Below are 25,398 nucleotides of genomic sequence, written 5' to 3'. Positions count from 1 at the left end.
CTTCCCCGCATGACCACCACCCCTGCCGCCTGGACCGCCGGCGTGCGCCGCGAGGTGCTGCCCAACGGCCTCACGCTCCTGGTCCAGCGCGACCGCTCCGCCCCCGTGGCCGCCGTGGTGACCCACGTGAAGGCCGGGTTCTTCGACGAACCGGACCGCTGGGCCGGGATCTCGCACGTGCTGGAGCACATGTTCTTCAAGGGCACGCCGAGCCGCGGGCCGGGGCAGATCGCCCGGGACACCAAGGCCGCCGGCGGCTACCTCAACGCCGGCACCGGCTACGATCACACCACCTACTACGTGGTGCTCCCGGCCGACCACCTGCGCGAGGCGATCGCCATCCAGAGCGACGCGCTGATGCACGCGGCCATCGACGCCGACGAGCTCGCCCGCGAGCTGCAGGTGATCATCCAGGAGGCCCGGCGCAAGCTGGACAACCCCGGCGCGGTCACCGCGGAGACGCTGCACGAGGTGATGTACGACCACCACCGCATCCGCCGCTGGCGCATCGGGTACGAGAAGGACCTCGCCGGCTTCACCCGTGCCGACGTGCACGGCTACTACGCCTCGCGCTACGTGCCGGAGCGGACCGTCGTCGCCCTGGTGGGCGACGTGGACGAGGCGGAGATGCTCGCGCAGGGCCGCGCGGCGTACGGCGGGTGGGCGCCGGCGCCCGGCGCCGTGGATCCGTCCCCCGCCGAGCCGGACCGTCGCGAGGTGCGCGCGCGGACGCTCCGCGGGGACGTGAGCCAGGCCGAGGTGGCGCTCGGCTGGCGCGGCGTCCCGGCGCTCGATCCGCGGGCCATCCCGCTCGACCTGGCCGCGGGCGTCCTGGCCTCCGGGCGCGGCAGCTGGCTGTACCGGGCGTTGCGCGAGCCCGGCCTGGCCACCGCCGTGAGCGCCTACCACTACTCCCCCACCGAACTCGGCACCTTCACCCTCGGCGCCGACTGCGACCCCGACCGCCTCCCCGCCGTCGTCGGGGAGCTTGCCGCGGCGGCGTCGCGCCTGGCCACCGACGGGCCGGCCGACGACGATCTCGAGCGGACGCGCACCCTGCTGCTGGCGCGCTGGTCGCGACGGCTGGAAGACATGGACGGCCGGGCCGCCGCGCTCGCCGCCGCCGAAGCGCTGGGTGACTACCGGCTGCTCGACCGGGACTTCGAGCAGCTCCGCGGCACCCCGGCCGGGGAGGTGCGCGACGCCGCGGCCCAGGTGCTCGATCCCGGGGCCGTCAGCGCCGTCACCTACCTGCCCCGCGACCGCGGGGCCGAGTTGACCACCGCCGACCTGGTACGCGCCTTCGAGGCCGCCGGCGCCCCGCGGACCCGTGGGTGGCCGGTGCCGGTGGCCGCGCCAGCGGCCACCGTCAGGCGGGCGCGCGGAGTCACGACGGCGGGCGCGTGCGTGGCGGAGGTGCACCATGCCGCGCTGCCGGGGTTTGATCTGCTGGTGCGCCGCAAGCCCGGCGTGCCGCTGGTGCACCTCGGGGTCTATGTGCCGCGGGTGGAGTTCGATCCCGCCGGGCAGGCGGGCGTGAGCGCCCTGGCGGTGCGCAGCGCCATCCGCGGTGCCGGGGACCTCGACGCCACCGGCCTCGCGTTTGCCTTCGAGCGGCTCGGGGGCACCCTCGGCGGCAGCGTGGCGCTGGACTGGCTCGGCTTCAGCACCTCGGTGCTTGCGAGTGGCCTGGCGCCGGCAGCCGACCTCCTGGCGCGGGTCCTGACCGCGCCGTCCTACGATGCGCCGCACGTGGAAGCCGAGCGTCGTCTGCTGGTCGAGGAAACCACGCAGGCCGCAGACGACATGTTCCGCTATCCGTTCCAGCTTGCGTTCGCGGAGCTGTTCGGCCAGCAGGGCTACGGCGTTCCCGCGCTCGGCCTGCCAGCCGATCTGGCCGGCATCACCCCAGACCAGGTCCGCGCCTGGCACCGGCGGGCGCTGCTCGGGCCCCGCGGGGTGGTGGTGGCGGTGGGCGACCTCGATCCCGAGACGGCGATGGGCCTGCTCGGCGGCGTGTTCGGGGACGCCGTGCGCGCGCCCGCCAGCCTGGCCCAGCCGGTGGCGTGGCAATTCCCGGCCGCGGGCGCACCGCGCGTGGTCATGCGGGAAAAGGCGCAGACGGCATTCGCGATGGCCTTTCCCGGTCCGGCCCGTCGCGACCCGTCACGCCACGCGGCGGAGGTGTGGAGCGCCGTGGCCAGCGGGCTCGGGGGCCGGCTCTTCGAGGCCCTGCGTGACCGCCGTTCGCTGGCGTACACGGTCCTGGCGTCATCCTGGCAGAAGGCGCGCGGCGGGGCGTTTCTCGCGTACATCGCCACCGCACCCGAGCGGGAGGAGGAGGCTCGTCGCGAGATGCTGCGGGAGCTGTCGCGGTTCGCGGCGGAGCGGGTGAGCGCCACCGAGCTGGCCCAGGCCACGAGCTACCTCGCGGGACAGACCGCGGTGGGGCGCCAGAGCGGCAGCTCCGTGCTGGCGGAGATCCTCGAGGCCTGGCTGGCGGGTGGGGGCCTGGCCGACCTCGAGGGCACGGCGGAGCGCTATCGCGCGGTCACCGCGGAGCAGGTGCGGGTCGTGGCCGAAACAGCCCTCGGCCCGGCACAGGGCCGGGCGGAGGGGGTGGTGCGGGGGAGCGGCGGCGGGAGGTAGCCGTGCCGAGGTCGGGGAAGGTAACGGTCCTGGTGGGCCGGAGCGGGGGGGGCCGGAATGCGGACGCCGGGCGCACGCATCTCCCAGCCTCCTCCTCGCCCTTGTTGCCTCCACGAAGACTCCCTCCACCGCTTCCGGCTACGCTCCGGGCCGGGGCCGGCCGATACTCCGGACCATGACAGGACCCATCAGCCAGCGGCCCGCCGCTGCCATCCCGCCCGCCCCCCGGGCCGCCCCGCAGCCCGGTCCCGGGCAGGTCCCCGGCGAGGCGCCGCCGGCCCGCTCCCTCCCCGGGAGCGCCCGCGCCTCGGCCGCGCAGCTGGCCCTGCTCCAGGCCCTCCTGCGTGCCGGCGACTACGCGCGGGCCGCCCACCTGCTCGAGACCCTCGGCGGGGCCGGCGGCGCGGAAGAGCACTGCTGGTATGCGCGACTCTGGCTGCTGGCGGGGGAGGGGCGGGTCGAGGAGGCGCTCCACCTGGCGCGCGAGGCCGGGGCCCGGCTGCCCGGGTCGGCGGCGGTAGCCTGGCTGCAGGCGGTGCTGGAGCGCGCCGGCGGGGACCGGCAGGCGGCGGTGGAATCGGCGCTGCGCGCCGCGGCCATCCTCCCCGGGGTGCACGGTCCCGAGGCGGTGCTCACGGCCCTGCTGGCGGAGACCGACGACGAGGGCGCCCCGCCGCCACCGCCGGGGACCAGCATGGAGGCGCCGGAGCCGCCACCGCCCGCGCCGTGGCTGGACCTCACCCGCGCCGCGCTCACCGGCGCCGCGTGGCTGCATCCGTTCGGCAGCGGGTTGTCCTACCAGCAGCGCCGGGTGTTCATGCCCAACGGGTCGCGCGCCGCGGAGCTCGAGCCGCGCGACACGGAACCGCCGTACCGGTTGTGGCTGCTGGGCGTGGCGACGATCGCGGCCGCGATCGTCGCGGTCTTCAATCCGCTGCTGGCCGCCGCGGCGCTGGCGCTGGTGGTGGCAGTGCTCAGCCGGCCGCGCCGGCGCTAGGTGGTGCCGGCGCCTGCGCCGAGGAGCCGGGCGACGGCGCGGGCGCGGAAGTCGAAGATGCGGCGGAGCTGCAGCGCCACCAGTGGCCAGGCCAGGGCGCCCGCGGGCGCGAGCGGCAGCCGGTAGCGCACCTCGTCGTCGATGCGGGTGCCGCCGCGCTCGTCGCGGAAGCGATGGGTGTGCACCCACATCGCGTAGGGACCTTCCACCTGCTCATCCACGAACCGCTCCCCCGGCTGCCACGCGGTGATGAGCGTGCGCCATCCCAGCGGCACCCCGAACAACACCAGCCGGTAGTCGATCACGGCGCCGGCCCCGAGGGGGATCGGGGCCGGGGTGAGGATCCGGAACCGGAGCTCCGGCGGGGTGATGCGCTCCAGGTTGGCGGCGTCGGCGAAGAAGGCAAACGCCTGGGCGCGGGGCCGCGGCAGCCAGACGCTCCGCGTGAGCCGGTGGATCACCGCGAGGCGAGCGCCTTCACGATGCGGCTGCGGAACATGTCGATGGTGACCCGGCCCATCTCGGTCTCCCGCGCGATCCACTCGGCGTTGCGGAACGCGCGCGGGCTGGAGGCGGCGCGGAGGTCCGCGAGGTACGGCTCCACCCGCGCGAGCAGGAACAGCCCCTCACCGTTGTTCTCGACCAGGAAGTCGGGGTTGATGATGCCGTGCCGGGCCATGGAGTACACCATCTCCCAGTAGCCCGTGGTCTGGCGCCAGGCGCGGTTGAGCGGGTGGTCCTGGCGCAGCACCGCCACCGCCTCCTCGGAGTTGCGCGGCCAGTAGTCGCGGTTGATGGCGTTGCGCGACTCGCGCATGACCTCCTCCCGGCGGAGGTCGTAGATCTTGAGGATCAGGTCGGCGTCGAGGTGGTCGGGCGATTCCTTCAGCATGGTGGGCTCGGCGGCTAGACGGGACGGGGCACCACCCCCAGCCGGCGCGCGACGACCTCGAGCGCGCGGGCGGGTGGGGTGGCATTCGGGGTGACGACATCCACCAGGCAGCGGCCGGTGGCGGGTTCCGCGTGGAGCACGATGTGCCCGCCGTGCCCCAGCAGGCCCACGGCGATGCCCTGCGGGCCGGTGCGGGTGACCGGCGGCCCGTGCGGGGTCAGGCCCAGGGCGCCCGCGGCCGCGATGGCGAGCGCGGCGAGGGCCTGTTCGTCGGCGAGGGTGGGGGCGGTGATGCCGGTCAGTTCGGTGAGGGCGTGCTGCATCGAGGCCCGGTGCTCGGCCCCCGGCCGGGGGGCCGGACCGCCTAGAACATCGAGATGGCGAGGAGCGAGCGGAGGTTGTCGTTGGTGACCCGCAGCCGCGACGACAGCAGCCGCACCATGGACCAGAGGATCTTGTAGGCCATGTCGCGATTGAAGTCGAGCAGGATCTCGAAATCGGGCCGCGAGATGGTCATCAGGGTGACGGGACCGTTGGCGATGGCGTCGGTGCTCCGCTCGGAGCGATCGAAGACCGCCATCTCGCCGAAGCAGCTGCCGGGCTGCAGGACGGCGAGCGCCTCCTCGCCGGCCCCGGGGATGTTCCGGCTGATGCGGACCTCGCCCTTCACGATGATATAGAAGCGGTTGCCGGGCTCGCCTTCCTTGAAGACGTGCTGCCCGCCCTGGTACGCCTGCTCCTTGCAGATTTCCGCGACCCGCGCAAGTTCACCCTCGTCCAGGTCGGCGAAGATCGCCGTCTTCTTCAGCAGCTGCAGGTCCATGGGCGTCAGGGTTGGAGGGTGAGCGATGGACGGGCGAGACGGCCTCTCAGCCGACCCGGCGACCCAAGGTACTCCCCGGGGGGAGGGGGAGCAAGGTCATCCGTCACCCTCCGCGGCGGGCTTCACCGTCGCGGATGCGCTCACGCTCGCGCGCATCCCGCTCGCGGTGGCCTTCGTGCTGGTGCCGCACGACCTGGCCCGCCTCGGCATCCTCCTCGTGGCCGCGGCCACCGACCTGCTCGACGGCGCGCTGGCGCGGCGGCTGGGCAGCTCCCGGTTCGGGGGCTTCATCGACCCGGTGGCCGACAAGCTGTTCATGCTCGCCGCGTTCATCGTGGTGGCGCTGTCCCACCGGCTGGCGTGGTACGAGATCGCCGGCGTGCTGCTCCGCGACCTCGTGGCCACCCTCGCCTTCCTGGGCACGTACGTCTCCGGCCGGCCGATGGCCATCCCCGCGCGCCTCGGCGGCAAGGCGGTGACGGTGGCGCAGGTGCTCACGGTCATCGCCTTCCTCACCGACTCGCCGCTGCTGCGGCCGCTCGCGTGGGCCACCGGCGCCATCGCGCTCTACGCCATCTGGGACTACAATCAGGCCGCCCCCAGGGCCCGGCGGCCGGTCGGCCGCTGACCGCCGCATCCCCTCACCTCCTTCCCCCGGGAGACGCACGCCATGGCCGAGACCACGCGGGCGCACGACAAGCAGGTGCTGCACCGGATGGGCTACGCGCAGGAACTCTCCCGGCGGATGTCGCTCTTCTCCAACTTCGCGATCTCGTTCTCCATCATCTGCATCCTGGCCGGCGGGATCACCGCCTTCCCGGTGGCGCTCAGCGCCGGGGGCGGCTTCTCGGTGGCGGTCGGGTGGCTGGTGGGCGGGTTGTTCGCCATGAGCGTCGCGCTCGCCATGGGGCAGATCGCCTCCGCCTTCCCCACGGCCGGCGGCCTGTACCACTGGGGCTCGATCCTCGGCGGGCGCGCCTGGGGCTGGGCCACCGCCTGGTTCAACCTGCTCGGCCTGGTGTTCGTGGTCAGCTCGGTGGACGTCGGCGTGTGGCTGCTGTTCAAGTCGCTGGTGCTCAAGCCCATGTTCGGGCTCGAGCCGGCCTGGGTCGTCCCCGTCACCAGCGGCTTCGACCTCGACATGTGGCAGCTGATCGCGGTGGGCGCACTGCTCGTGTCGCAGGGGCTGATCAACCACTACGGCATCCGGCTCACCACCCGGCTCACCGACTTCAGCGGCTACCTGATCTTCGTGGTGGCGGTGGTGCTGGTGGGCGCGCTGCTCACCGGGTCCACGGTGCCGCTCGACGTCGGCCGGCTGGTCACCTTCGCGAACTACACCGGCGATGCGGGGGGCGGCGTGTTCCCGGCCACCGGGGCCGCGCCCTTCGCCTTCCTGCTCGGGCTGCTGTTCGTCTGCTATACCATCACCGGCTTCGACGCCTCCGCGCACACCTCCGAGGAGACCCACGACGCCCAGGTGAACGTGCCCCGGGGGATGTGGACGGCGGTGCTGGTGTCGTGGGTGGCGGGATTCCTCATGGTCTGCACCTTCGTGCTGGTGCTGCCCACCGTGCAGGAGGGCGCCGGCCAGGGGTGGAACTCCTTCTACTATCTGTACGAGCAGACCGCCATGCCGGCCGGGGTGCGGGCCTTCCTGAGCATCGGGATCGTCGTGGCCAACTTCCTCTGCGCGCTGGCGGGGCTCACCTCCACCTCGCGGATGATGTTCGCCTTCGCCCGCGACGGCGGGTTGCCCGCCTCGGGCCTCCTCCGGCACGTGAGCCCGCGCTTCCGGACCCCCACCTACGCCATCTGGACGTCGGTGGTGGTCGCGTGGCTCTCCACGGTGTACAGCGGCGCGTTCGTGGTGCTGGCCACCGGGTGCGCGGTGTTCCTCTACCTCTCCTACGTGATGCCGGTGCTGGCCGGGCTGCTGGCGGAGGGGAAGGGGTGGACGGAGAAGGGGCCCTTCAACCTCGGCGCCTGGTCGAAGCCGGTCGCCACCCTTGCGGTGGTCGGGGCGATCGTGCTGGCGATCACCGGCTTCTTCCCGCCCAACGAGAAGGTCTTCTACCTCACGGTCGCGATGGTGGTGGTGATGGTCGGCGCCTGGTTCGCGCTCGAGAGCCAGCGCTTCCTGGGGGTGCCGATGGGCGGCGTCATCGCCGAGCGGCAGAAGCTCATCGCCGAGATCGAGGCCCGCTACGAACAGGAGCCGGGGCGCTGAGCCGCCGGACGATCCGATGACCAACCCCAACCTGCGGTTCGCCACCCTGGACTGGAACCGGGGCCTCGTCTTCACCGGCGGGGCCCCCGGCGGGCCGGCCATCACCGTGGATGGCGACTCCGTGGCGGGGCCCAGCCCGGTGGTGCTGCTCCTGGTGGCGGCGGCGGCGTGCAGCGGGGCCGACGTGGTGTCGATCCTGGAGAAGATGCGGGTGAAGCTGGCGGCCTGCCGGGTGGAGGTGACCGGTACCCGCCGCGAGGCGGATCCCCGGCGGTTCCTGGCCATGCACCTCGTGTTCCGCCTGGCCGGCGAGGGGCTCGACGCGGCCCGCGCCGAGCGGGCGATTGCGCTGTCGCTCGAGAAGTACTGCTCGGTGGTGCACACCCTCGCGCCCGATGTGGCGCTGACCCACGAGCTCATCCTCGCATGAGGCGGGCCGGACTCCTGCTGGCGCTGGTGCTATGGCCGGGCGCGCTCGGCGCGCAGGAGCCGCGCGGCGTGGAAGCTGGCGCCCAGGGCCTCCTGCTGGTCGGGCGCCGCGACTTCGCGGGTGGGGGCGCCACCCTGGGCTGGCGGCCGGGGGGAGGGGTGCGCCTGCAGCTGGCCGCCCTGGGGGGAGACCGGGCCGGCCTGGCGGCGCGGGGCGAGCTGGTGGGCCACCTGCTGCTCGAGCCGGCCCGGGTGGGCGGGGTTGGGCTTTACGCGCTCGGCGGCGTGGCCGGGACGTTCGCGGCGCGGGCGCGGGGCGACCTGGTGCTCGGGCTGGGGCTGGAAACCCGTCCCGGCGGACGCCTGGGCCTGGTCGTCGAGGCCGGCGTCGGCGGCGGCGTCCGGCTGGCGGTCGGGCTGCGGCGGCGCTGGCTGCACGGGCCGCGGCGCCCCCGCTGACAACAACGCCCCGGTCCGGACGGGACCAGGGCGTCAGTTCCTGCGCGATCGGGTGCGGGCCGTCAGGTGACCGAGGCGGTCTCGGTCTCGGGTTCCGCCGAGGAGGCGGGCCGGTTCATGACCGGCTGACAGTACCGCTCGCCGAGCGTCCGCAGCTGCCCCCGCTCTTCCTCGCTCAGGTCTTCATACCGCTCGGCGAGGTAGAGCATGGTGTCGTCGAACCACTCCTTCTGATGTTCCGGAAGGGCTTCCAAAACGCCGCACCTGAGGATGTGGCTGAACAGCTCATCTCGGGCCTGATCGAACAGCCGGGGTGCCTGGGGAGCGGGGGTGGTCCGGCGGGGCTTCGCTTTCGCCATGCTGTGGTGTCTCCAATGGGCCTGTAGGTACGGCCGACAATATAACCTGCGGCACCGAACCCCGGCAAATGACCCCTCCTACCCCCCCGGGGTGGGGGGCTGATTAGATTCCCTGCCCTATCACGGCCGGGGTGGGCGGCAGCAGCGCCGGCCGGTCACGAGGCGGTCATGAGCGAGCACGAGGAGACCTACGGCCGGGCCCGGGAGCAGCAGCTGCTGGCGCTGCTCCGGCACCTGGCCGAGCGCATTCAGGCGCTGGACCAGGCGGGGGGGCTGCTGGGCGCGGCGCCGGAGCTGCAGCGGCTGCTGGGCGACGCGCGGAGCGAGCTCTTCCACTACGAAGTGCGCTGCACCTACGACACGCCGGAGGTCGCCGACAGCCGGCGGATCGTGGACGAGGCGCGGCAGCATCCCTATACCCCCGACGAGCTGGAGGACGACGAACCATGGCGGCCGCCTCAAGCGGGTTGAACCGCTTCTATGTCTTACTCGGCGCCACGGCGGTGGCCGCCGCCGCCGCGCTGGCGTTCGTGACCCTGCGCAAGCCCGACGTCAGCATCCCCGCGAACGTGGTGGTGCAGGCCGCGGACACCACGGGCTTTTCCGGGTACTACCTGGGCTCCGACAGCGCGCCGATCACGGTGACGGAATACGCCGACTACGAGTGTCCCGCCTGCCAGCAGTGGTACACCATCCAGTTCCCGACCATCGAGGAACGGCTGATCCGGACCGGCCAGGTGCGCTGGCGCTACCGCGACTTCCCGCTGGACATGCACCGCAACTCGCGCCCCGCGTCGCATGCCGCCGCCTGCGCCAGCGAGCAGGGCAAGTACTGGGAGATGAGCCACCGGATCTACTCCTGGGAGCCCAACTGGACCCTCAAGGCGGATGGCAACGGCATCTTCCGGGACCACGCCAAGGCCCTGGGCCTCGACATGGCGCGCTACGACAGCTGCATGGAGACCGCCAAGTTCGCCGGCCGGATCCAGGCCGGCCGCAACGAGGGCGGCCAGGTCGGGGTCGGGTCCACGCCGACCTTCCTGATCAACGGCCGGCTCTACCCCGGTGGCGGCGCGGTGCACTACGACATGCTCAAGGCGATGCTCGATTCGCTCGGTCGCACCACCTCCCGCTAGGATGAGCCCGCAGCCGGTGGCGGGGGCGGCGTGAGCGACCAGCACGGCCACGCGCCCCCGTCCGGGAAGGCCCTGGCGGCGCTGTCGCTGGCGGCTCTCGGCGTCGTCTACGGCGACATCGGCACCAGCCCGCTCTACGCCCTCAAGGAGTGCTTCGGCGCCGCCCACGGCATCCCGCCCACGCGGGAGAACGTGCTGGGGGTGCTCTCGCTCATCGTCTGGGCGATGAACTTCGTGGTCTCCTACAAGTACATCGCGGAAGTGATGCGGGCCGACAACCGGGGCGAGGGGGGCATCCTCGCCCTGCTGGCCCTGGTGCGCGGGGAGGACAGCCGGCGCCGGACCGTGCTGGTGATGCTCGGGCTCTTCGGCGCCGCGCTGCTCTACGGCGACGGCGTGATCACCCCCGCCATCTCGGTGCTCGGCGCCCTCGAGGGCATCGAGTACGCCACCCCGGTGCTCACCACCTGGGTGGTCCCGCTGACCGTGATCATCCTCATCGGGCTGTTCCTTTTCCAGCGCCGGGGTACCGCCCGCGTGGGGGTGGTGTTCGGCCCCATCATGATCGTCTGGTTCCTCTGCATCGCGGCCCTCGGCATCCACGGCATCCTGCGGGAGCCGGGCGTGCTGGCGGCGCTCAACCCCTGGTACGCCGTGGACTTCTTCATCCGCGACGGGCTGCAGGGGTTCCTCATCCTGGGCGCGGTGGTGCTGGTGATCACCGGTGGCGAGGCGCTCTACGCCGACATGGGGCACTTCGGGAAGCGCCCGATCCGGCTGGCCTGGTACTCCATGGTGCTCCCGGCGCTGATGCTCAACTACCTGGGCCAGGCCGCGATGCTGCTGCAGCAGCCGGAGAAGGTGGTCAACCCGTTCTACGCCCTGGTGCCGGAACGGCTGCTGTACCCGATGGTCGTGATCGCCACGCTGGCGGCGATCGTGGCCAGCCAGGCGCTGATCTCGGGGGCCTTCTCCCTCACGCAGCAGGCGGTGCAGCTCGGCTACTCGCCGCGGGTGACCATCAAGCACACCTCCGAGAGCGAGAAGGGCCAGATCTACGTGCCGGAGATCAACTGGGCCCTGATGGTGGCCTGCATCTGGCTGGTGCTGACCTTCCGGAACTCGAGCAACCTCGCCGCGGCCTACGGCATCGCGGTCACCGGGACCATGGGCATCACCACCGTGCTCTTCGGCGTGGTGGCGCGCGAGAAGTGGGGCTGGACCCGGGCCAAGGTGCTGTGGATGTGCGGGCTGTTCCTGCTGGTGGACGCGGCGTTCTTCCTGGCCAACCTGGTGAAGTTCGCGGAGGGGGGCTGGTTCCCGATCGTGGTGGCCATCGGGGTCTTCACCCTGCTGAGCACGTGGAAGCGCGGCCGCACCCGGCTCTCCAGCATCATGGAGAGCAACTCCCTGCCGATGGAGCTCTTCCTGGGCGACGCCGTCAAGCGCTGCGCCCGCGTGCCGGGCACCGCGGTGTTCATGACCTCCCATCCCGGCGGTGCGCCACCGGTGCTGCTGCACCACGTGAAGCACAACAAGGTGCTCCACGAGCAGGTGGTGCTGATGTCGGTGAAGACGGAGGACGTGCCGTACGTGGCGGACGAGGACCGGCTGAGCTGCGAGGACCTGGGCCAGAAGTTCTACGTCGTCACGGTGCGGTTCGGCTTCATGGAGAGCCCGGACGTGCAGGCCGCGCTGCGCGGGCTGCAGGCGTTCGGCGTCTCGGTCCGGCCGCTCGAGACCACCTACTACCTGGGGCGCGAGACCCTGATCGTCACCCCTGAGAAGACGCCCCGCCCCGACGACGCGCCGCCCGCGCTGTCCCTGTGGCGCAAGCGCCTGTTCGTCATCATGACCCGCAACGCCCAGACCGCCACGACGTTCTTCAACCTCCCCCCCAACCGGGTGGTGGAGATGGGGGCGCAGATCCAGTTCTAGGCCGCCGCGGCGGCCCGGCCGGACGATGAACGGGCGGCCCCCCAGCTGGGGAGGCCGCCCGTTGTCGTCACCCGCCCGGAAAGTCCGGCGCTAGTGCCGGGCCCACAGCGTCGAGCCACCGCGCGCGTCGAAGGCCACGACCTCGTACGGGTCCTTCCCCATGTCCATGCCCGGCGAGGCGGGCGGCATGCCAGGCGCGGAGAGGCCCACCACCCTGGGCTTCTCGCGGAGCAGCCGCTGGATGTCGCCGGCGGGCACGTGCCCCTCGATCACGTATCCCGCCACCATCGCGGTGTGGCACGAGACCAGCTTCCGGGGGACGCCGAGTTCCGCCTTGATCGGCGAGACATCGTCCTGTTCCACCGACTTGACCGTGAACCCGTTGGCCTTGAGATACGTGATCCACTCTTTGCAGCAGCCGCAGGTCGGCGAGTGGTACACGGTGATCGTCGGCGGCGCCCCGGTGCGGGGCGCCGGCGCGGCGGCCGCGGAAAGCACGGCCATGCCGGCCAGCAGGAAGAGCAGATGACGGGCGCGCATCGGGACACTCCACGGGTGACGATCCGGGAAGTCTACACCGCCGGCCGCCGGGACGCCTACCCTTCCTCGCTCTCGTACTGGTCCTTGAGGCGGGCGACCACCGTCGGGTCGGCGAGGGTCGTGGTGTCCCCCAGGGCCCGGCCTTCGGCGATGTCCTTGAGCAGCCGGCGCATGATCTTGCCGCTGCGGGTCTTGGGCAGGTCGGCGGAGAAGAGGATGTCGTCGGGACGCGCGATGGCGCCGATCTTCCGGGCGACGTGGTCCTTGAGGTCGTCCTTGAGCTCGGCGGTGGGGCGGTTGCCTTCCTTGAGCGTCACGAACGCGGCGATGGCCTGGCCCTTGAGGTCGTGGTGCTTGCCGACCACGGCCGCCTCCGCCACCGAGGGGTGGTCCACCAGCGCGCTCTCGACCTCCATGGTGCCGATCCGGTGCCCGGCCACGTTGAGCACGTCGTCCACCCGGCCCAGGATCCACCAGTACCCGTCCTCGTCGAGCTTGGCGCCGTCCCCCGCGAAGTACTTGTCGCCGAACTTGGACCAGTAGGTCTGCCGGTAGCGCTCGTCATCGCCGTAGATGGTGCGCAGCATCCCGGGCCACGGTTCGGTCAGCACCAGCAGCCCGCCGCCCTGCGGCAGCGGGACGCCCTTCTGGTCCACCAGCTGCGCGGAGATGCCCGGGAAGGGGATCGTGGCCGAGCCGGGCTTGGTGGTGACCACGCCGGGGAGGGGCGTGATCATGATCCCGCCGGTCTCCGTCTGCCACCAGGTGTCGACGATGGGGCAGCGGCCCCCGCCGATGTGCTGCTGGTACCAGATCCACGCCTCGGGATTGATCGGCTCGCCCACGGTGCCGAGGAGGCGGATGGTCGAGAGGTCGTGCCTGGCGGGAAGCTGCTCCCCCCACTTCATGAAGGCGCGGATGGCGGTGGGCGCCGTGTAGAAGATGGTGACGCCATAGCGGGCGATGATCTTCCAGAAGCGGTCGCGCTCGGGCCAGTCGGGGGCGCCCTCGTACATGAGCACCGTGGCCCCGTTGGCGAGCGGGCCGTACACCACGTAGGAGTGGCCGGTGACCCACCCCACGTCGGCGGTGCACCAGAAGAGATCGCTTTCCTTGAGGTCAAAGACGTACTTCATCGTGGCGGCCACCTGGGTGAGGTAGCCGCCGGTGGTGTGCACGATCCCCTTGGGCTTGCCCGTGGTGCCGCTGGTATAGAGGATGAAGAGCAGGTCCTCGGCGTCGACCGTCTCGGCGGGACACTCGGGGGAGGCCTGGTCGAGCAGCCGGTGCCACCAGTGGTCCCGTCCCTCGACGATGTTGGCGAACGACTCGTCGCCGGCGGCGGCCCCCGGCCGCCGCTGGACCACGACGACGTCCTTGATCGTCGGGCACTGGGCGATCGCGTCGTCGGCAAAGCGCTTGAGCGGCAGCACCGCGCCGCGCCGGTACCCGCCATCGGCGGTGATGAGGCAGACCGCCTGGGCGTCGTTGATCCGGTCGCGCAGCGACTCGGCGCTGAACCCGCCGAAGACCACCGAGTGCACGGCGCCGATGCGGGCGCAGGCCAGCATCGCGATGGCCGCCTCGGGAATCATGGGGAGGTAGATGGCGACCCGGTCCCCCTTCTTCACCCCCAGCTTGCGGAGGGCGTTGGCGCAGCGGCCCACCTCGCGGTGCAGCTCCCAGTAGGTGATGGTCCGGCGGTCGCCGGGCTCGCCCTCCCAGATGATCGCCGCCTTGTTGCGGCGCGCGGTGCCGAGGTGCCGGTCGACGCAGTTCACGGCCACATTGAGCTGGCCGCCAACAAACCACCGGGCGTGCGGGGGGGTCCACTCGAGCACCGTGTGCCAGGGCGTCATCCAGTCGAGGGCCCGGGCCTGCTCTTCCCAGAAGGCCAGCCGGTCGCGGCGGGCGGCCTCGTAGAGGTCGGGCTGGGCGTTGGCCTGGGCCGCGAAGTCGGCCGGGGGCGCGAAACGGCGGTGCTCCTGGAGCAGCGTCGAGATCTGGTCGGTCATGGGGGTGGGTTCGGGGTGAGGTGCGGCCAGCCGGGGACCCGCGGCGACCCGCAGGCTGGTGGCGCGGCCGGGGTGCGCAGTCCATCGCCCTCAGGATGGACCGAATGTGACACTTTCGGCAAGTGGCCCGCGACATCCGTCGCGGCCCGGCGGCGGCGCGGCGGGCACTTGCAGTTGGCAGAGGGTCACCGCGCGGTGCGAGGGGAAAAGCCGTTGCGGGGGCCCAACGACACTTTCTAACATATTGTGGTTTCAGCACTTGGGAGATTGGCACCGGGCTCGCCTTTGACCCGGTCGGAGGCCACAAGGTCTCTGAAAACCGATCCGCCCGATAAGAGCACACCCGGAGTGATCCGGGGCCGCAAAACTAGAGGTCTCGCGCGTGCCGAATGGCGTGCCTGAGATAGCTCGGTGCCGAAGGCGGGTGCCCCGCGCGATCCCCGCGCGATGCGCCCCGCACGAAGGTCAGGCCGGCGGAAGCATCGCGCTCTCCTTGAGGGAGCGCCGGAGGCAACATGCAGGCGACCCAACCCGCAGTCCTCGAACTCGCCGCCCCCGAACATCTCGGGCTCGAAAGCCGCACGATCTTCCGCCAGAGCGCGGTGGGCCTGCTGGAGCAGCTGCCGGAGCGCACCGGCCGGCTGGTGATCGACCTGCGCGGCACCCGGACGGTGGATTCCGCCGGTCTCGGCGCCCTGATGCTGATCCAGCGCAAGGCCTCGGAGCGGCGCCAGGTGGTGGTGCTCAAGCGGCCCAACGACGAGCTCCGCTTCCTGCTGGTGCTGACCAAGCTCGACGACCTCTTCGAAGTCGAGGCCGACGCGGCGTAGGGGCTATATTGGGGGATGGGTTCTCCCCCAGCCCGCCGGCGGGTACTCTTCGTCGAGGACGAACCCGCCCTGCGCCAGAGTTACGAGCGCGCCTTCCAGGTCCGGTACCACGCGGTGTTCGCCGCGTCCGGCCGGGAGGCGCTCGAGCGCTTCGCCGAGTCGGCGCCGGAGGTGGTGGTGCTCGACCTCCGGCTCCCCGACACGGACGGCATCGCGCTGCTGCGGCAGTTCCGCCAGGCGCGGCCCGACCTCCCGGTGGTGATCACCTCCGCCTACATGAGCCTGGAGCCCCAGCTCGAGGTGCTCGCCCTGCCGCATCACGGATACCTGGTGAAGCCCTTCGACCTGACCGACCTCGCCCGCCACATCGATGCCGCCCGCTAGCGCGCCGCTCGTCACCGCCCGGGGCCTGGCGCGGCGCTACGGCCCGGTGCACGCCCTGCGCGGGCTGGACCTCGACCTGCACCCCGGCGACGTCCTGCTGCTGCTCGGGCCGAACGGGGCGGGGAAGTCCACCCTGCTCCGCTCGCTCGCGGGACTGCTGCGGCCGCAGGCGGGCACGGTCACGGTGGCGGGGCGGACCCTCTCGGGTGACGATCCCGACGCGCGCCGGCCGATCGGGCTGCTCTCGCACCAGTCGCTGCTCTACGACGAGCTGACGCTGCTGGAGAACCTGGTGCTGGCAGGCCGGCTGTACGACATCCCGGATCCCCGGGCCCGGGCGGAGGAACTGCTGGCGCGGCAGGCGCTGCTGGAGCGGAAGGACGACCGGCCGCGGCAGCTCTCCCGCGGCATGCAGCAGCGCGCGGCGATCGCGCGGGCGCTGGTCCACGACCCGCGACTGCTGCTGCTCGACGAGCCGTTCACCGGGCTCGACGCCGTGGCCGGCGACCGCCTGCGCGCGCTGCTGCGCGAGCACTGCACCGGGGAGCGGGCCATGGTGGTGGTCACCCACCACGCCTCGGAGGCGTGGGACCTCGCCACCCGGGTGGGGATCCTCACCGGCGGCCGCTGGGCCTACCTCGAGCCGCGACCCGCCGACCTCGGCGCGTTTCACCAGATTTACCAGGAGCTGGCCCGTGGGTAAGGGGCTGCGCCACGCGCTGGCGATCGCGGGGAAGGACCTCCGGGTGGAGCTGCGCACCCGCACCAGCCTGCTGTCGGCGGCGGTGTTCGCGGTGCTGGTGCTGATGGTGTTCAACTTTGCCCGCGACCCGACCGCGGTGGCCACCGTGGACCTGGCGCCCAGCGTGCTGTGGGTGACCGTGGCGTTCGCCTCGGTGGTGGCGATGAACCGCGCCTTCACGGTGGAGCGCGAGAACGGCGCCTTCGACGGGCTGCTGCTCGCGCCGGTGTCGCGCGAGATGCTCTACGTCGGGAAGTACCTCGCCAACCTGGCCTTCGTGCTGGTGGTCGAGGCGATCACGCTGCCACTGTTCGTGCTGTTCTTCAACGTCGGCCTCGGCTCGGCGCTGCCGGGGCTGCTGGCCACCCTGCTGCTGGCCACCATCGGCTTCGTGGCGGTGGGCACCCTGTTCAGCGCGATGGTGGTGAAGACCCGCTTCGCCGAGCTGATGCTGCCGATCCTGCTGCTGCCGTTCATGGTGCCGCCGCTGGTCTTCGCGGTGAAGACCACCGTCCCCCTCTTTGCCGGCCGTCCGTTGAGCGAGGTGGTCCCGGGGCTTAGGTTCCTTGCGCTCTATGACGTGGCCTTCGTGACCCTCTCGGTGCTCCTCTTTTCCGCCGTGGTGGATGAATGATCCCTGATGCCGCCCGCGCCCGCTCCGTGATGACCCGGGGCATGGTGCTGACGCTGCTCGGCCTGCTGGCGCAGGTCGCGATGACCGTGATGACCTTCGCCTTCACACCCATGGAGGCCCGCCAGGGCCTGGCGCAGAAGATCTTCTACGTCCACGTGCCCGCCGCCACCATGGCGCTCTTCGTGGCGGTGCCGGCCACCGCCATCGCCGGGCTCCTCTACCTCTGGCTGCACGACGTCCGGCTCGACCGCTTCGCGGCGGCGAGCGCCGAGGTGTCCACCGTGTTCTGCCTCATCGTGCTCCTGACCGGCCCGCTCTGGGGCAAGCCGGTGTGGGGCACCTGGTGGACCTGGGACGGCCGCCTGACCCTGACGCTGTTTCTCTTCTTCCTGCTGCTGGGCTACCACACGCTCCGCTCCGCCCTCCGCGACCCGAGCGACCGGGCCCGTTTCAGCGCGGTGCTCGGCGTGATGGGATTGGTGCTGGTGCCGTTCATCCACATGAGCGTGTACATCTGGCGCGGCCTGCACCCCAAGCCGGTGGTCATCAAGCCCAGCGCGCCGAGCCTGCCGCCCGAGATGCTCCGGACGCTCATGGTGGGATTCGCGGCGGGCCTGCTGCTCTACCTCGGGTTCGTGGTGCTGCGCTACGGCATCCAGCTTTCCCGTGACGCCAGGGAGGCCGCCCATGCAGGCTGACACCCTGGCCGCCGTCCCCGACAGTCTCACGGCCGCCACCCAGGCGGCGGTGCCCTTCATCCCGCCGTCCAACGCGCCCTACCTGTATGCCGCCTTCGGGATCGCGACGGCGGTATACCTGGTCTACGCGATCCTGCTCATCACCCAGGCCCGCGCCGAGCAGAAGTAGCCGGCCCTGCGACGCACGACGGTGGCGCCCCGATCGCCGGGGCGCCACCGTGCTTTTTCCCTGCCGCCGGGCCGCCAATCCCTCGCCCCCGGGTCGCGGCGTCGCGCCGTTCCCGAAGGGGGCTCGGTCGCCGCCCTACCGCCCGTCCGCCCGCCGGAACACCAGGCAGGCGTTGATGCCACCGAAGCCGAACGAGTTGGACAGGATGTACTCCGGGTCGGCGGCCAGCCCGCCGCCGGTGAGGTAGGGCAGGTCACAGGCCGGGTCCGGCTCCGTCAGGTTCACGGTGGGGGGCAGCCAGCGCCGCGCGCTGGCCAGGGCGCAGATGGCCGCCTCGAAGGCGCCGCTCGCGCCGAGGGCGTGGCCGTAGTAGCCCTTGGTGCCGCTGATGGGGATCCGCGCCGCGGCCTCGCCGAAGACCTGGCGGACCGCGCCGGTCTCGGTGGGATCGTTGAGCGGCGTGGAGCTGCCGTGGGCGTTGATGTACCCCACCTCGCCCGGGGTGACGTGTGCCCCGTCCAGCGCCATGCGCATGGCGCGGGCGGCCTGGACCCCGTCAGGCCGCGGCACCGTCATGTGGTGGGCATCGTTGGTGGTGCCGTAGCCCGTCACCTCGGCGTAGATGCGCGCGCCCCGGGCCAGCGCCCGGCCGCGTTCCTCCAGCAGGAGCACCGCTGCCCCCTCCGCCATCACGAAGCCGTCGCGCCCCTTGTCGAAGGGGCGGCTGGCGGCGCCGGGGTCGTCGTTGCGGGTGGACATGGCGCGGATGATGGCGAAGCTGCCGAAGCAGAGCGGGGCCAGCGGCGCCTCCGCGCCGCCCGCCAGCATCACGTCGGCGTCGCCCCGGGCGATGGCGCGGTAGCCGTCGCCGATGGCCATGGTGCCCGAGGCGCAACTCATGCCGTTGGTGGCGTTGGGCCCGGTGATGCGGAACTCGATGGCCAGGTTACAGCTGCTGGCCCCGGCGAACACGGTGAGCGCGAGCGCCGGGTCCACCCCGCGGGGCCCCTCCCGCAGGTAGTTCGGGTACTGCTCCTCCGCGTACGCCACGCCGCCGAGCGCGGTGCCCATCATCGCGCCGATCCGGTCCCGGTCCTCCCGTGCCAGGTCGAGCGCGCCGTCGTCGAGGGCCAGCCTGGCGGCGGCGACGCTGAACTGGCCGAAGCGGTCGAGCCGCTTGCCCCGCTTGGCCTCGAGAAAGTCCCCGGGGCGGAAATCCGGCACTTCGGCGGCCATGCGCGAGCGGAACGGGGAGGGGTCGAACCGGGTCACCGGTCCCACCGCCGAGCGCGCCGCGCCGAGCCCGTCCCACAGGGCCTCGACGCCGGTGCCGATCGGCGTGATGGCGCCGATGCCGGTGATGACGACGCGTCGGGAGTCGGACATGCGGTGATCCGTGGTTCGAGGGAGGCGTGAGGGAGGAGGGGCGCTGGCCACCGGCTACGGCGCCCGTTCCACCGCGCGGGCGATGCCCGCGAGCGTCCGGGAGGCGATGCCGTGCACGAAGACCGGGCCGATCACCAGGTTGGCGGCGACCCCGCGGATGAGGGGCCAGCGCGGGCCGTCCCACACGTGGACGATCCGGACGAACGTGGCCGCACCCTGGGGCTCCACGGTCCACACCACGTCCATGCCGGTGGTGATGCCGCGGATGTGCCGGTAGCGCACCTCGCGGCGGACCGGATCCACCCACATCTCGGAGGTCCACCAGGTGGGCCAGTTGAGCGGCCCGAACGGGCGATTGGCGCTCATGGCCACGATGGCGAGGTCGGGCCGCCGCTCCTCGATGCGCACGGAGCGGTAATGGGGCAGGATGGCGGGCCAGCCCTCCACGTCGGCCGCGGCGGCGAAGACCCGGTCGGCGGGGGCGGCCACCAGCCGCTCGTCCACGGTGCGCATCAGGGGCGCGCGGCGGGCCAGGTGGCCACGAGCCGGAAGCCGGGGGTCCGCTCCACCCGCGCCGGGAGCCCCGCCCCGGCGAGCAGCCCACGCAGGCCCGCCGCGGTGAAGCCGCGCTGCACGCTGGTGATGCCGTCGTGCCGGGTGGCGGGGTCGAAGCCCAGGGCGCGGGAACCGATCCAGAAGCCGGCCTGCGCCAGCCGCGAGCGCCGCAGGTCGGCGATCACCACGCCGACGCGCGCCACCCGGTCCGCGTCCCGGCAGAACGCGGTGATGGCCGCGGGCGCGAAGTGGTGCAGCAGCTGGCTCGCGATCACGAGGTCCACGCTCCGCGCGCGGAGCGGGAGCGCGGCGGCGCAGCCGAGCACCGCGGGGAGGCCGCCCTCGCGTGCGAGCGCCGCCGCGGCGCGGTGCCGCTCGAGGCCCACCGGCCGCAGGGCCAGGCCGCGCGCCCGGCCCCACGCCACCGCGCGCGCCATGAGGTCGCCGGCGCCGCAGCCGACATCGAGCACCGTCAGGGGGCCCCGGGGCGAGCCGCCGAGCAGGGCCTCGAGCCCGTGCCGCACCGCCCACCAGCCGCCGAACCACCGGTTGGCGCGGGCGATATGGTGCAGCGAGAGGCGGACGGCGGCGGGATCGGCGTCGGGGTGGTCGAGCAGTTCGTCGCCGTGGGCGGCGAGCAGGGCGGCGTTCATCCGCGCTGCAGCGCCCCGTAGTCGCCGCGGAAGTAGAGCAGCGGGGCGCCATCGCGGGTGGCGCCGCCGGTGACCCGGCCCACGAAGAGGGTGTGGTCGCCGAGCGGGAAGTCGGCGAAGCGCTCGCACTCGACGTGGGCCAGCGCATCGTCGAGGACGATCATGCCGCCGGTGCTCTCCCGCCAGGCGACGCCGTCGAAGCGCCCCGCCGCCGCCTCGCGCGCAAAGCGCCGGCTCAGCGCCTCCTGCCCCGCGGCGAGGATGTTGACCACGAAGTCGCCGCTGGCGGAGAGCGCGCGGTGCATGTCGGCGGAGACGTCCACGCACACCGAGACCAGCGGCGGCGCGAGCGACACCGAGGCCAGGCTCGAGGCGGTCATCCCCACCGGCGCGCCGGCGCCGTCGCGGGTGGTCAGCACCGTGACGCCGGTGGCGAAGCGGCTGAGCAGCTGCCGGAAGAGCTCGGGATCGGCGTCGGGTCGGCTCACAGCACCATCCGGGAGAGGAACCAGGGGTTGAGCACCGCGCGGGCGGGGACGAAGTCGCCCGTCACGCCGATGAAGGTGTCGGCCAGGCCGCGGCGGTGGAGCCGGTCCACCACGCGGTCGAAGAGGCGGGGCGCCAGCATCCCGTACCCCACCAGGCGCTCGATGGTCCACCGGCCGAGGAACGCCGCGCGGCGGGCCCGCAGGTACGGGGCGAGGGCGTGGCGGGTGACCGGGCCGGGGTGGGCCAGCGCCGCCATCGCGGCGGCGGCCGCGAGCTCGGCGCCGCGGAGCGCGCTGCAGATGCCCTCGCCGGTGAAGGGGTCGAAGAAGTCCGCGGCGTCGCCCACCAGCAGGGCGCCGTCGGCCACCACCCGGCGCGCCCGCGAGGCGAAGGGGCCGGTGACCAGCACCCGGCGCGTGAGGCTGGCGGGGTCCACCCGGCCGCGGACGCCGGGGTAGCGCGCCAGCTCCCGGAAGAAGAACCCGGGGGCGTCGCCGCGCGCGGCGGCGGCGCGGCGCGCGGGCACCACCAGCGCCACGTTGGCCACGCCATCCCGGGTGAGGCGGTTGAGCCCGACGTAACCGTCGTCGCCGACGTGCATCTCGGTGAGGCCCTCGAGGCCCGGCACCCCGGCCACGTGCGCCACGAAGGCAATCCGGGCCAGCCCGCCGAGCCCGGCAGGGGCCGAGCCGCCCAGCCGGCGTGCGACGACCGAGCGCAGGCCGTCGGCGCCGATCACCAGCCGGGCGCGGACCGCCGCGCGGCGGCCGGCGGCGTCGCGCAGCACCGCGCCCGCCACGCCCCCGGCCTCGTGCAGCAGCGCCTCGACCGCGAGCTCCTCCTGCAGCCGGGCGCCCGCGCCGGCGGCCGCCTCCACCAGCGCGTGGTCCAGCACCCGCCGCGCGATGGCGAGCCCGGTGTCGCGCCACGGGGGCACCGCCGCCCCGGCGAAGCGTCCGGTGAGCGTGGCGCCGCGCGGCCCCACCACCGTGGTGCCGAGGATTGGGGCGCCCTCGCGCTCCACCCGCGCCAGTACCCCGAGCCGGTCGAGCTGCCGCACCGCCTCGGGACTCAGGTATTCGGAGCAGGGCTTGTCCCGGGGGAAGCGGGCCCGGTCCACCAGCTGCACCGCGAGTCCCGCGCGTGCCAGGTGCCACGCGGTGGCCGCGCCCGCCGGACCGGCGCCGACGATCAGGACGTCGAGGGGAGAGGAACCCATGGCAGGGAAAGTGGTCGGCCGGGGAGCGGATGCCAACCAGCGCCGTCAGCCGCCCAGCATCCGCCAGGCCGCCCACCCCGCCACCGCGGCGGCGGCGGTGGCGAGGGCATTCACGCCGTCATTGCCGAGCCAGGCCACGCCGGCCACCCGGCGGGCACCGGCACCGCAGCGATGCCGGGCGCGCTCGGTCGGGGCGTCACAGTGGTCGCAGTGGAAGCGGCCCTGGAGCGTGGCCCCGAGCAGCGAGTCGAGCAGCATGCCGAGGGCCCCGATGCCCAGCGCCGCGGCGCCGAGCCTTGGGGTGCCGGCCACCACGGCCGCCGCTCCCGCCACCAGGAGCGCGCCGGCCACCGCCCCCATGGTGCCGAGCGGCGTGAGGCCACCGCTGGTGCCGGCGGGCACGGGCGCCCACGTGAGGATGTGGCGCGGCGCGCGGCGGCTCCAGCCACCGACGGCGGTGGCCCAGGTGTCGGCGGCCGCGGCCGCGAGGCTCGCCGTGACGATCCAGAGTCCCGCCTCCGGCACCAGCGCGCCCAGGGCGGCGGCGCCGCCGTTGGCGAGCACCTGCCAGGCGTCCCGGGTCTGCCCCTTGGCGCCGAAGGCGGCGCTGCGGTCGGGGGCGCGGCGGCTCACCCAACTCGCGCCCACGAAGAAGGCCCCGAGCGCCGCCATCCCGGCCCAGCCGGTGCCGGCGAGGATGGTGGTGCCGACGGCGGTCGCGGCGAGCCCGCCGCCCCGGGTCAGGGCTCGCAGGCGCCAGCCGGCCGCCGAGATCAGCGCCGAGCACAGGAGGGCGGTCAGGAGGGGCATGGGAAGAAGGTCGGGGTCCGGTACTCGGTACTCCCTCCGGACCACTATATATTGTACCCCGCTTCCCCCACAGCCCAAGCCGCGTCTCCTCCGCCCCGGATCTCCGTGTCCGTTCCCACGATCATACCGATGAGCCTGCTCGAAGCCCTGCGCAACCTCGACACCCCGGTCGAGGACGGGCTCGAGGAGCTGGCGGGGGAGATCGTGGCCAAGCGGCTCGGGCTCTCGTCCACGGTGGCGGCGCAGATCGCGCGCTACCAGGACCAGGTGCGGCGGGGGGAGCCGGTGTCGGTGGATGAGGCGGTCTCGGTGTTCCGGCTGGCGGGCCGGCGGCCCGACGCGGCGCTGGTCTTCGCCGACGCCGGGCGGCGGGCGGCGCGCTACGCCGGGCGGAGCGCGCCGGTGCTGGCGCGTGCCGCCACGCGGCTGGTGCCCGGGGGGCTGGGCCGCTCGCTCGGGGCTGGCGCCGCGCAGCGCGCCGCGCGCAAGGTGCTCGGCCTGGAGCTCACGGTGGGGGAGAGCGGCGCGATGGCGGAGATCGCCAAGCCGCTGTCGATCCTGGCGCTGCCCGAGGGCGAGGCCTGCGCCTTCTACGCCTCGGCCCTGGCGGAGCTGCTGCGGCTGCTCACTGGGTTCGAGGGAGCGATGGTCCACGAACAGTGCCGCGGGAAGGGCGACGACAGCTGCCGCTGGCGCGCCACCGCGGTGGGAGGATACGACTGATGCTGCTCGACGGTCTCGACCTGGCCAAGGTCCGCGCCACCCTCACCACGCTCGGTCTCGACGGCTGGCTGCTGTTCGACTTCCGCGGCATCAACCCGATCCTCTCCCGGCTGCTGGGCGAGATCGGCTTCTCCAGCCGGCGGCTGTTCGTGCTGATCCCGCGGGAGGGGGAGCCGGTGGCGCTGGTGCACAAGATCGAGCTCAAGCCCTTCCAGGGGGGGAGCTTCCCCGGGACGGTGATCCCCTACGCGCGCTGGGAGGAACTGCACGCCGGGCTGGCCACCCTGGTGCGGGGCCGAAAGGTGGCGATGGAGATCTCCCCCGATGACGCGGTGCCCTACCTCGACAAGGTGCCCTACGGGGTGGTCGAGCTGGTGCGGCGGCTGGGCGGGACGGTGAGCGGGTCGGGCGGCCTGGTGACCACGTTCGCCTCGGCGTGGAACGCGGCGGAGCTGGCGGGGCACCTGCAGGCGGCGGAGGCGCTGGCGCGGATCGCCAACGAGGCGCTGCGCTGGGCGGTGACCCAGGGGGGGACGGGGCTCACCGAGAGCGCGCTGCAGCGCCGGGTGATCGACGCGATCCACGCCGCGGGGCTGGTGTTCGACCACGCGCCGATCGTGGGCTTCGGGCCCAACGCCGCCAACCCGCACTACGAGCCGGTACCGGGGCAGGACCTGACGCTGGCACCGGACCAGGTGGTGCTGCTCGACCTGTGGGCGGGGCCGCGGCTGGGGACGGTGTTTGCCGACCAGACCTGGATGGGCTTCTCGGGGCGCACGGTGCCGGCCAAGGTGCAGGAGGTCTGGCGCACGGTCCGGGATGCGCGCGACGCCGCGATCGCGGTGGTGCAGCGGAAGGCCGGGCGGGAGCCGCTGTGCGGCTTCGAGGGCGACGCGGCGGCGCGGGCGGTGATCGAGGCGGCGGGGTACGGCGCCTACTTCGTGCACCGCACCGGGCATTCGATCGACAGGGACCTGCACGGCTCCGGGCCGCACCTCGACAACTACGAGACCCACGACGACCGCGAGATCCTGCCGGGCGCGGGTTTCTCGATCGAGCCGGGGATCTACCTGCCGGGCGAGTTCGGGGTGCGGAGCGAGGTGAACATGGTGTGGGCGCCGGCGGGCCCGCGGGTGACGCCCTCGGTGCCGCAGGTGGAGCTGGTGACACTGTAACGGGGGCGGATGGGGGTGGCGCCCGGCGCCCGGGCGGCCCCCGGCCATCCTCGGAAGACGCGTCGCCGCGGGATTTGCTCTCGCGCCGGTTCGCGCTCGATGTGCGGGTCCAGGGGAGCCGGGCCGTCCCCATCGGTGATGGGGGTGGGGGGGCATGTTTCACGAATGTTCATGTGTTTCAAGCGGTTACGGGAATAAGGGGAGTTGAAAGCTGCCACATCCCCCTTCCTTGACACGTGATTTTGCTCACTCCATATTCATGCCACCGATCAGGCCGCGATCGGCGTTTTCCGTATCCTCATCTGTTCTTGTCCGCAGGACTTCCATCTGGTAGGGCTGGGCGCAACTCGTACCCGCACGCGGGTCGAGGGTGGCCGTACGGCCATTGGCGCCTCTGAGGTTTTCGCGTCAGCAGCAGTTCTTGGTATCACGCCATCGGAGGACGGCTCCATGAAAGAAAGCTG

General features: G+C 72.9%; 30 protein-coding genes and 1 riboswitch. Of the genes, 17 read left to right on the top strand and 13 right to left on the bottom strand.

Annotated elements, in window-relative coordinates; translation table 11 throughout:
- Positions 1-9: 9 nt before the first annotated feature.
- A complete protein-coding gene (locus IPJ95_03450) occupies positions 10-2,649 on the top strand; it encodes an insulinase family protein (protein MBK7922673.1) in 2,640 nt (879 codons plus the stop codon).
- Between the two features lie 175 nt (positions 2,650-2,824).
- Entirely contained in the window at positions 2,825-3,646 is an 822-nt protein-coding gene (locus tag IPJ95_03445; protein MBK7922672.1) for a hypothetical protein, read from the top strand.
- Here the strand turns inward: IPJ95_03445 and IPJ95_03440 are convergent.
- Genes IPJ95_03440 through IPJ95_03425 form a run of 4 tightly spaced genes read right to left on the bottom strand, consistent with a single transcriptional unit; the run spans position 3,643 to position 5,361 of the window.
- The gene (locus IPJ95_03440) at positions 3,643-4,107 is read right to left on the bottom strand and encodes an SRPBCC family protein (GenBank protein ID MBK7922671.1); all 465 of its coding nucleotides are present in this window, start codon (positions 4,105-4,107) and stop codon (positions 3,643-3,645) included. The two genes, IPJ95_03445 and IPJ95_03440, sit on opposite strands and share 4 nt — an antisense overlap.
- Complete coding sequence (locus IPJ95_03435; GenBank protein ID MBK7922670.1) at positions 4,104-4,538, bottom strand: hypothetical protein; 435 nt, start codon at positions 4,536-4,538, stop codon at positions 4,104-4,106. Before IPJ95_03435 ends, IPJ95_03440 begins: the two co-directional genes overlap by 4 nt.
- A gap of 14 nt (positions 4,539-4,552) precedes the next feature.
- Positions 4,553-4,861 carry an S-adenosylmethionine decarboxylase gene (locus tag IPJ95_03430; protein ID MBK7922669.1) on the bottom strand — a complete coding sequence of 103 codons (309 nt, stop codon included), beginning with the start codon at positions 4,859-4,861 and terminating at the stop codon, positions 4,553-4,555.
- Positions 4,862-4,902: 41 nt separating this feature from the next.
- Positions 4,903-5,361 (bottom strand): cyclic nucleotide-binding domain-containing protein, encoded by a 459-nt coding sequence (locus IPJ95_03425; GenBank protein ID MBK7922668.1) that lies wholly within the window; start codon positions 5,359-5,361, stop codon positions 4,903-4,905.
- A 25-nt stretch (positions 5,362-5,386) separates the two neighbouring features.
- Between IPJ95_03425 and IPJ95_03420 the strand changes: the two genes are divergently transcribed.
- Genes IPJ95_03420 through IPJ95_03405 form a run of 4 tightly spaced genes read left to right on the top strand, consistent with a single transcriptional unit; the run spans position 5,387 to position 8,479 of the window.
- Positions 5,387-5,989 carry a CDP-alcohol phosphatidyltransferase family protein gene (locus tag IPJ95_03420; GenBank protein MBK7922667.1) on the top strand — a complete coding sequence of 201 codons (603 nt, stop codon included), beginning with the start codon at positions 5,387-5,389 and terminating at the stop codon, positions 5,987-5,989.
- A gap of 42 nt (positions 5,990-6,031) precedes the next feature.
- Positions 6,032-7,591 (top strand): amino acid permease, encoded by a 1,560-nt coding sequence (locus tag IPJ95_03415; GenBank protein MBK7922666.1) that lies wholly within the window; start codon positions 6,032-6,034, stop codon positions 7,589-7,591.
- Positions 7,592-7,607: 16 nt separating this feature from the next.
- On the top strand, positions 7,608-8,021 hold the full coding sequence (locus IPJ95_03410) for an OsmC family protein (GenBank protein MBK7922665.1): 414 nt from the start codon (positions 7,608-7,610) through the stop codon (positions 8,019-8,021).
- Positions 8,018-8,479, top strand: coding sequence for a hypothetical protein (locus IPJ95_03405; GenBank protein MBK7922664.1), 462 nt, complete (start codon positions 8,018-8,020; stop codon positions 8,477-8,479). The genes IPJ95_03410 and IPJ95_03405 overlap by 4 nt, the downstream gene beginning before the upstream one ends.
- Positions 8,480-8,541: 62 nt before the next feature.
- Here IPJ95_03405 and IPJ95_03400 read toward each other — a convergent pair whose 3' ends face one another.
- The gene (locus IPJ95_03400) at positions 8,542-8,733 is read right to left on the bottom strand and encodes a hypothetical protein (protein ID MBK7922663.1); all 192 of its coding nucleotides are present in this window, start codon (positions 8,731-8,733) and stop codon (positions 8,542-8,544) included.
- 273 nt (positions 8,734-9,006) lie between these two features.
- Here IPJ95_03400 and IPJ95_03395 point away from each other — a divergent pair, with 273 nt between their 5' ends.
- The 3 genes from IPJ95_03395 to IPJ95_03385 are packed head-to-tail and all read left to right on the top strand — an operon-like array spanning position 9,007 to position 11,912.
- Positions 9,007-9,309: a hypothetical protein gene (locus IPJ95_03395; GenBank protein MBK7922662.1), complete on the top strand. Its 303-nt coding sequence runs from the start codon at positions 9,007-9,009 to the stop codon at positions 9,307-9,309.
- Complete coding sequence (locus IPJ95_03390; protein ID MBK7922661.1) at positions 9,285-9,974, top strand: DsbA family protein; 690 nt, start codon at positions 9,285-9,287, stop codon at positions 9,972-9,974. The genes IPJ95_03395 and IPJ95_03390 overlap by 25 nt, the downstream gene beginning before the upstream one ends.
- 30 nt (positions 9,975-10,004) lie before the next feature.
- Positions 10,005-11,912 carry a potassium transporter Kup gene (locus IPJ95_03385; protein MBK7922660.1) on the top strand — a complete coding sequence of 636 codons (1,908 nt, stop codon included), beginning with the start codon at positions 10,005-10,007 and terminating at the stop codon, positions 11,910-11,912.
- A 90-nt stretch (positions 11,913-12,002) separates the two neighbouring features.
- On the opposite strand, the gene IPJ95_03380 is transcribed toward IPJ95_03385, so the two are convergent.
- Together IPJ95_03380 and acs are read right to left on the bottom strand one after the other, a co-directional pair.
- The gene (locus IPJ95_03380; protein MBK7922659.1) at positions 12,003-12,416 is read right to left on the bottom strand and encodes a DUF411 domain-containing protein; all 414 of its coding nucleotides are present in this window, start codon (positions 12,414-12,416) and stop codon (positions 12,003-12,005) included.
- A gap of 92 nt (positions 12,417-12,508) precedes the next feature.
- Positions 12,509-14,467 (bottom strand): acetate--CoA ligase, encoded by a 1,959-nt coding sequence (acs, locus tag IPJ95_03375; GenBank protein ID MBK7922658.1) that lies wholly within the window; start codon positions 14,465-14,467, stop codon positions 12,509-12,511.
- Between the two features lie 326 nt (positions 14,468-14,793).
- A riboswitch (cyclic di-GMP riboswitch) is annotated at positions 14,794-14,886 on the top strand.
- Positions 14,887-14,982: 96 nt separating this feature from the next.
- Here acs and IPJ95_03370 point away from each other — a divergent pair.
- Genes IPJ95_03370 through IPJ95_03345 form a run of 6 tightly spaced genes read left to right on the top strand, consistent with a single transcriptional unit; the run spans position 14,983 to position 17,924 of the window.
- Positions 14,983-15,297 (top strand): STAS domain-containing protein, encoded by a 315-nt coding sequence (locus tag IPJ95_03370; protein ID MBK7922657.1) that lies wholly within the window; start codon positions 14,983-14,985, stop codon positions 15,295-15,297.
- Positions 15,298-15,312: 15 nt separating this feature from the next.
- A complete protein-coding gene (locus IPJ95_03365) occupies positions 15,313-15,681 on the top strand; it encodes a response regulator (GenBank protein ID MBK7922656.1) in 369 nt (122 codons plus the stop codon).
- On the top strand, positions 15,668-16,384 hold the full coding sequence (locus tag IPJ95_03360) for an ABC transporter ATP-binding protein (protein MBK7922655.1): 717 nt from the start codon (positions 15,668-15,670) through the stop codon (positions 16,382-16,384). Before IPJ95_03365 ends, IPJ95_03360 begins: the two co-directional genes overlap by 14 nt.
- Positions 16,377-17,057 (top strand): heme exporter protein CcmB, encoded by a 681-nt coding sequence (locus IPJ95_03355; GenBank protein MBK7922654.1) that lies wholly within the window; start codon positions 16,377-16,379, stop codon positions 17,055-17,057. Before IPJ95_03360 ends, IPJ95_03355 begins: the two co-directional genes overlap by 8 nt.
- Positions 17,054-17,755, top strand: a complete 702-nt coding sequence (ccsA, locus tag IPJ95_03350) for a cytochrome c biogenesis protein CcsA (protein MBK7922653.1) — start codon at positions 17,054-17,056, stop codon at positions 17,753-17,755. The genes IPJ95_03355 and ccsA overlap by 4 nt, the downstream gene beginning before the upstream one ends.
- Positions 17,745-17,924: a hypothetical protein gene (locus IPJ95_03345; protein ID MBK7922652.1), complete on the top strand. Its 180-nt coding sequence runs from the start codon at positions 17,745-17,747 to the stop codon at positions 17,922-17,924. The genes ccsA and IPJ95_03345 overlap by 11 nt, the downstream gene beginning before the upstream one ends.
- Before the next feature lie 135 nt (positions 17,925-18,059).
- On the opposite strand, the gene fabF is transcribed toward IPJ95_03345, so the two are convergent.
- Genes fabF through IPJ95_03315 form a run of 6 tightly spaced genes read right to left on the bottom strand, consistent with a single transcriptional unit; the run spans position 18,060 to position 23,036 of the window.
- Complete coding sequence (fabF, locus tag IPJ95_03340; protein MBK7922651.1) at positions 18,060-19,310, bottom strand: beta-ketoacyl-ACP synthase II; 1,251 nt, start codon at positions 19,308-19,310, stop codon at positions 18,060-18,062.
- Between the two features lie 54 nt (positions 19,311-19,364).
- A complete protein-coding gene (locus IPJ95_03335) occupies positions 19,365-19,823 on the bottom strand; it encodes an SRPBCC family protein (protein MBK7922650.1) in 459 nt (152 codons plus the stop codon).
- Positions 19,823-20,518 carry a methyltransferase domain-containing protein gene (locus IPJ95_03330; protein ID MBK7922649.1) on the bottom strand — a complete coding sequence of 232 codons (696 nt, stop codon included), beginning with the start codon at positions 20,516-20,518 and terminating at the stop codon, positions 19,823-19,825. The genes IPJ95_03335 and IPJ95_03330 overlap by 1 nt, the downstream gene beginning before the upstream one ends.
- Positions 20,515-21,006: a flavin reductase family protein gene (locus IPJ95_03325; protein MBK7922648.1), complete on the bottom strand. Its 492-nt coding sequence runs from the start codon at positions 21,004-21,006 to the stop codon at positions 20,515-20,517. Before IPJ95_03325 ends, IPJ95_03330 begins: the two co-directional genes overlap by 4 nt.
- A complete protein-coding gene (locus IPJ95_03320) occupies positions 21,003-22,226 on the bottom strand; it encodes an FAD-dependent oxidoreductase (protein MBK7922647.1) in 1,224 nt (407 codons plus the stop codon). Before IPJ95_03320 ends, IPJ95_03325 begins: the two co-directional genes overlap by 4 nt.
- Before the next feature lie 45 nt (positions 22,227-22,271).
- Entirely contained in the window at positions 22,272-23,036 is a 765-nt protein-coding gene (locus IPJ95_03315; GenBank protein ID MBK7922646.1) for a DUF92 domain-containing protein, read from the bottom strand.
- Positions 23,037-23,165: 129 nt separating this feature from the next.
- Here IPJ95_03315 and IPJ95_03310 point away from each other — a divergent pair, with 129 nt between their 5' ends.
- The gene (locus IPJ95_03310; protein MBK7922645.1) at positions 23,166-23,759 is read left to right on the top strand and encodes a hypothetical protein; all 594 of its coding nucleotides are present in this window, start codon (positions 23,166-23,168) and stop codon (positions 23,757-23,759) included.
- Entirely contained in the window at positions 23,759-24,934 is a 1,176-nt protein-coding gene (locus tag IPJ95_03305) for an aminopeptidase P family protein (GenBank protein ID MBK7922644.1), read from the top strand. The genes IPJ95_03310 and IPJ95_03305 overlap by 1 nt, the downstream gene beginning before the upstream one ends.
- The last annotated feature ends 464 nt before the right edge of the window (positions 24,935-25,398 follow it).

It is taken from the genome of Gemmatimonadota bacterium, from assembly GCA_016713785.1.
Lineage (GTDB): Bacteria > Gemmatimonadota > Gemmatimonadetes > Gemmatimonadales > GWC2-71-9 > JADJOM01.
The sequence above is the reverse complement of the archived record's forward strand: the minus strand, read 5'-3'. Positions and strand labels throughout refer to the sequence as shown.

Bases quoted from the DNA above. Each gene is read 5' to 3' on its own strand.
- IPJ95_03450 (MBK7922673.1), top strand. From the start codon at position 10: ATGACCACCACCCCTGCCGCCTGGACCGCCGGCGTGCGCCGCGAGGTG.
- IPJ95_03445 (MBK7922672.1), top strand. From the start codon at position 2,825: ATGACAGGACCCATCAGCCAGCGGCCCGCCGCTGCCATCCCGCCCGCC.
- IPJ95_03435 (MBK7922670.1), bottom strand. From the start codon at position 4,538: ATGCTGAAGGAATCGCCCGACCACCTCGACGCCGACCTGATCCTCAAG.
- IPJ95_03430 (MBK7922669.1), bottom strand. From the start codon at position 4,861: ATGCAGCACGCCCTCACCGAACTGACCGGCATCACCGCCCCCACCCTC.
- IPJ95_03425 (MBK7922668.1), bottom strand. From the start codon at position 5,361: ATGGACCTGCAGCTGCTGAAGAAGACGGCGATCTTCGCCGACCTGGAC.
- IPJ95_03420 (MBK7922667.1), top strand. From the start codon at position 5,387: ATGGACGGGCGAGACGGCCTCTCAGCCGACCCGGCGACCCAAGGTACT.
- IPJ95_03415 (MBK7922666.1), top strand. From the start codon at position 6,032: ATGGCCGAGACCACGCGGGCGCACGACAAGCAGGTGCTGCACCGGATG.
- IPJ95_03410 (MBK7922665.1), top strand. From the start codon at position 7,608: ATGACCAACCCCAACCTGCGGTTCGCCACCCTGGACTGGAACCGGGGC.
- IPJ95_03405 (MBK7922664.1), top strand. From the start codon at position 8,018: ATGAGGCGGGCCGGACTCCTGCTGGCGCTGGTGCTATGGCCGGGCGCG.
- IPJ95_03395 (MBK7922662.1), top strand. From the start codon at position 9,007: ATGAGCGAGCACGAGGAGACCTACGGCCGGGCCCGGGAGCAGCAGCTG.
- IPJ95_03390 (MBK7922661.1), top strand. From the start codon at position 9,285: ATGGCGGCCGCCTCAAGCGGGTTGAACCGCTTCTATGTCTTACTCGGC.
- IPJ95_03380 (MBK7922659.1), bottom strand. From the start codon at position 12,416: ATGGCCGTGCTTTCCGCGGCCGCCGCGCCGGCGCCCCGCACCGGGGCG.
- acs (MBK7922658.1), bottom strand. From the start codon at position 14,467: ATGACCGACCAGATCTCGACGCTGCTCCAGGAGCACCGCCGTTTCGCG.
- IPJ95_03370 (MBK7922657.1), top strand. From the start codon at position 14,983: ATGCAGGCGACCCAACCCGCAGTCCTCGAACTCGCCGCCCCCGAACAT.
- IPJ95_03365 (MBK7922656.1), top strand. From the start codon at position 15,313: ATGGGTTCTCCCCCAGCCCGCCGGCGGGTACTCTTCGTCGAGGACGAA.
- IPJ95_03360 (MBK7922655.1), top strand. From the start codon at position 15,668: ATGCCGCCCGCTAGCGCGCCGCTCGTCACCGCCCGGGGCCTGGCGCGG.
- ccsA (MBK7922653.1), top strand. From the start codon at position 17,054: ATGATCCCTGATGCCGCCCGCGCCCGCTCCGTGATGACCCGGGGCATG.
- IPJ95_03345 (MBK7922652.1), top strand. From the start codon at position 17,745: ATGCAGGCTGACACCCTGGCCGCCGTCCCCGACAGTCTCACGGCCGCC.
- fabF (MBK7922651.1), bottom strand. From the start codon at position 19,310: ATGTCCGACTCCCGACGCGTCGTCATCACCGGCATCGGCGCCATCACG.
- IPJ95_03335 (MBK7922650.1), bottom strand. From the start codon at position 19,823: ATGCGCACCGTGGACGAGCGGCTGGTGGCCGCCCCCGCCGACCGGGTC.
- IPJ95_03330 (MBK7922649.1), bottom strand. From the start codon at position 20,518: ATGAACGCCGCCCTGCTCGCCGCCCACGGCGACGAACTGCTCGACCAC.
- IPJ95_03320 (MBK7922647.1), bottom strand. From the start codon at position 22,226: ATGGGTTCCTCTCCCCTCGACGTCCTGATCGTCGGCGCCGGTCCGGCG.
- IPJ95_03315 (MBK7922646.1), bottom strand. From the start codon at position 23,036: ATGCCCCTCCTGACCGCCCTCCTGTGCTCGGCGCTGATCTCGGCGGCC.
- IPJ95_03310 (MBK7922645.1), top strand. From the start codon at position 23,166: ATGAGCCTGCTCGAAGCCCTGCGCAACCTCGACACCCCGGTCGAGGAC.
- IPJ95_03305 (MBK7922644.1), top strand. From the start codon at position 23,759: ATGCTGCTCGACGGTCTCGACCTGGCCAAGGTCCGCGCCACCCTCACC.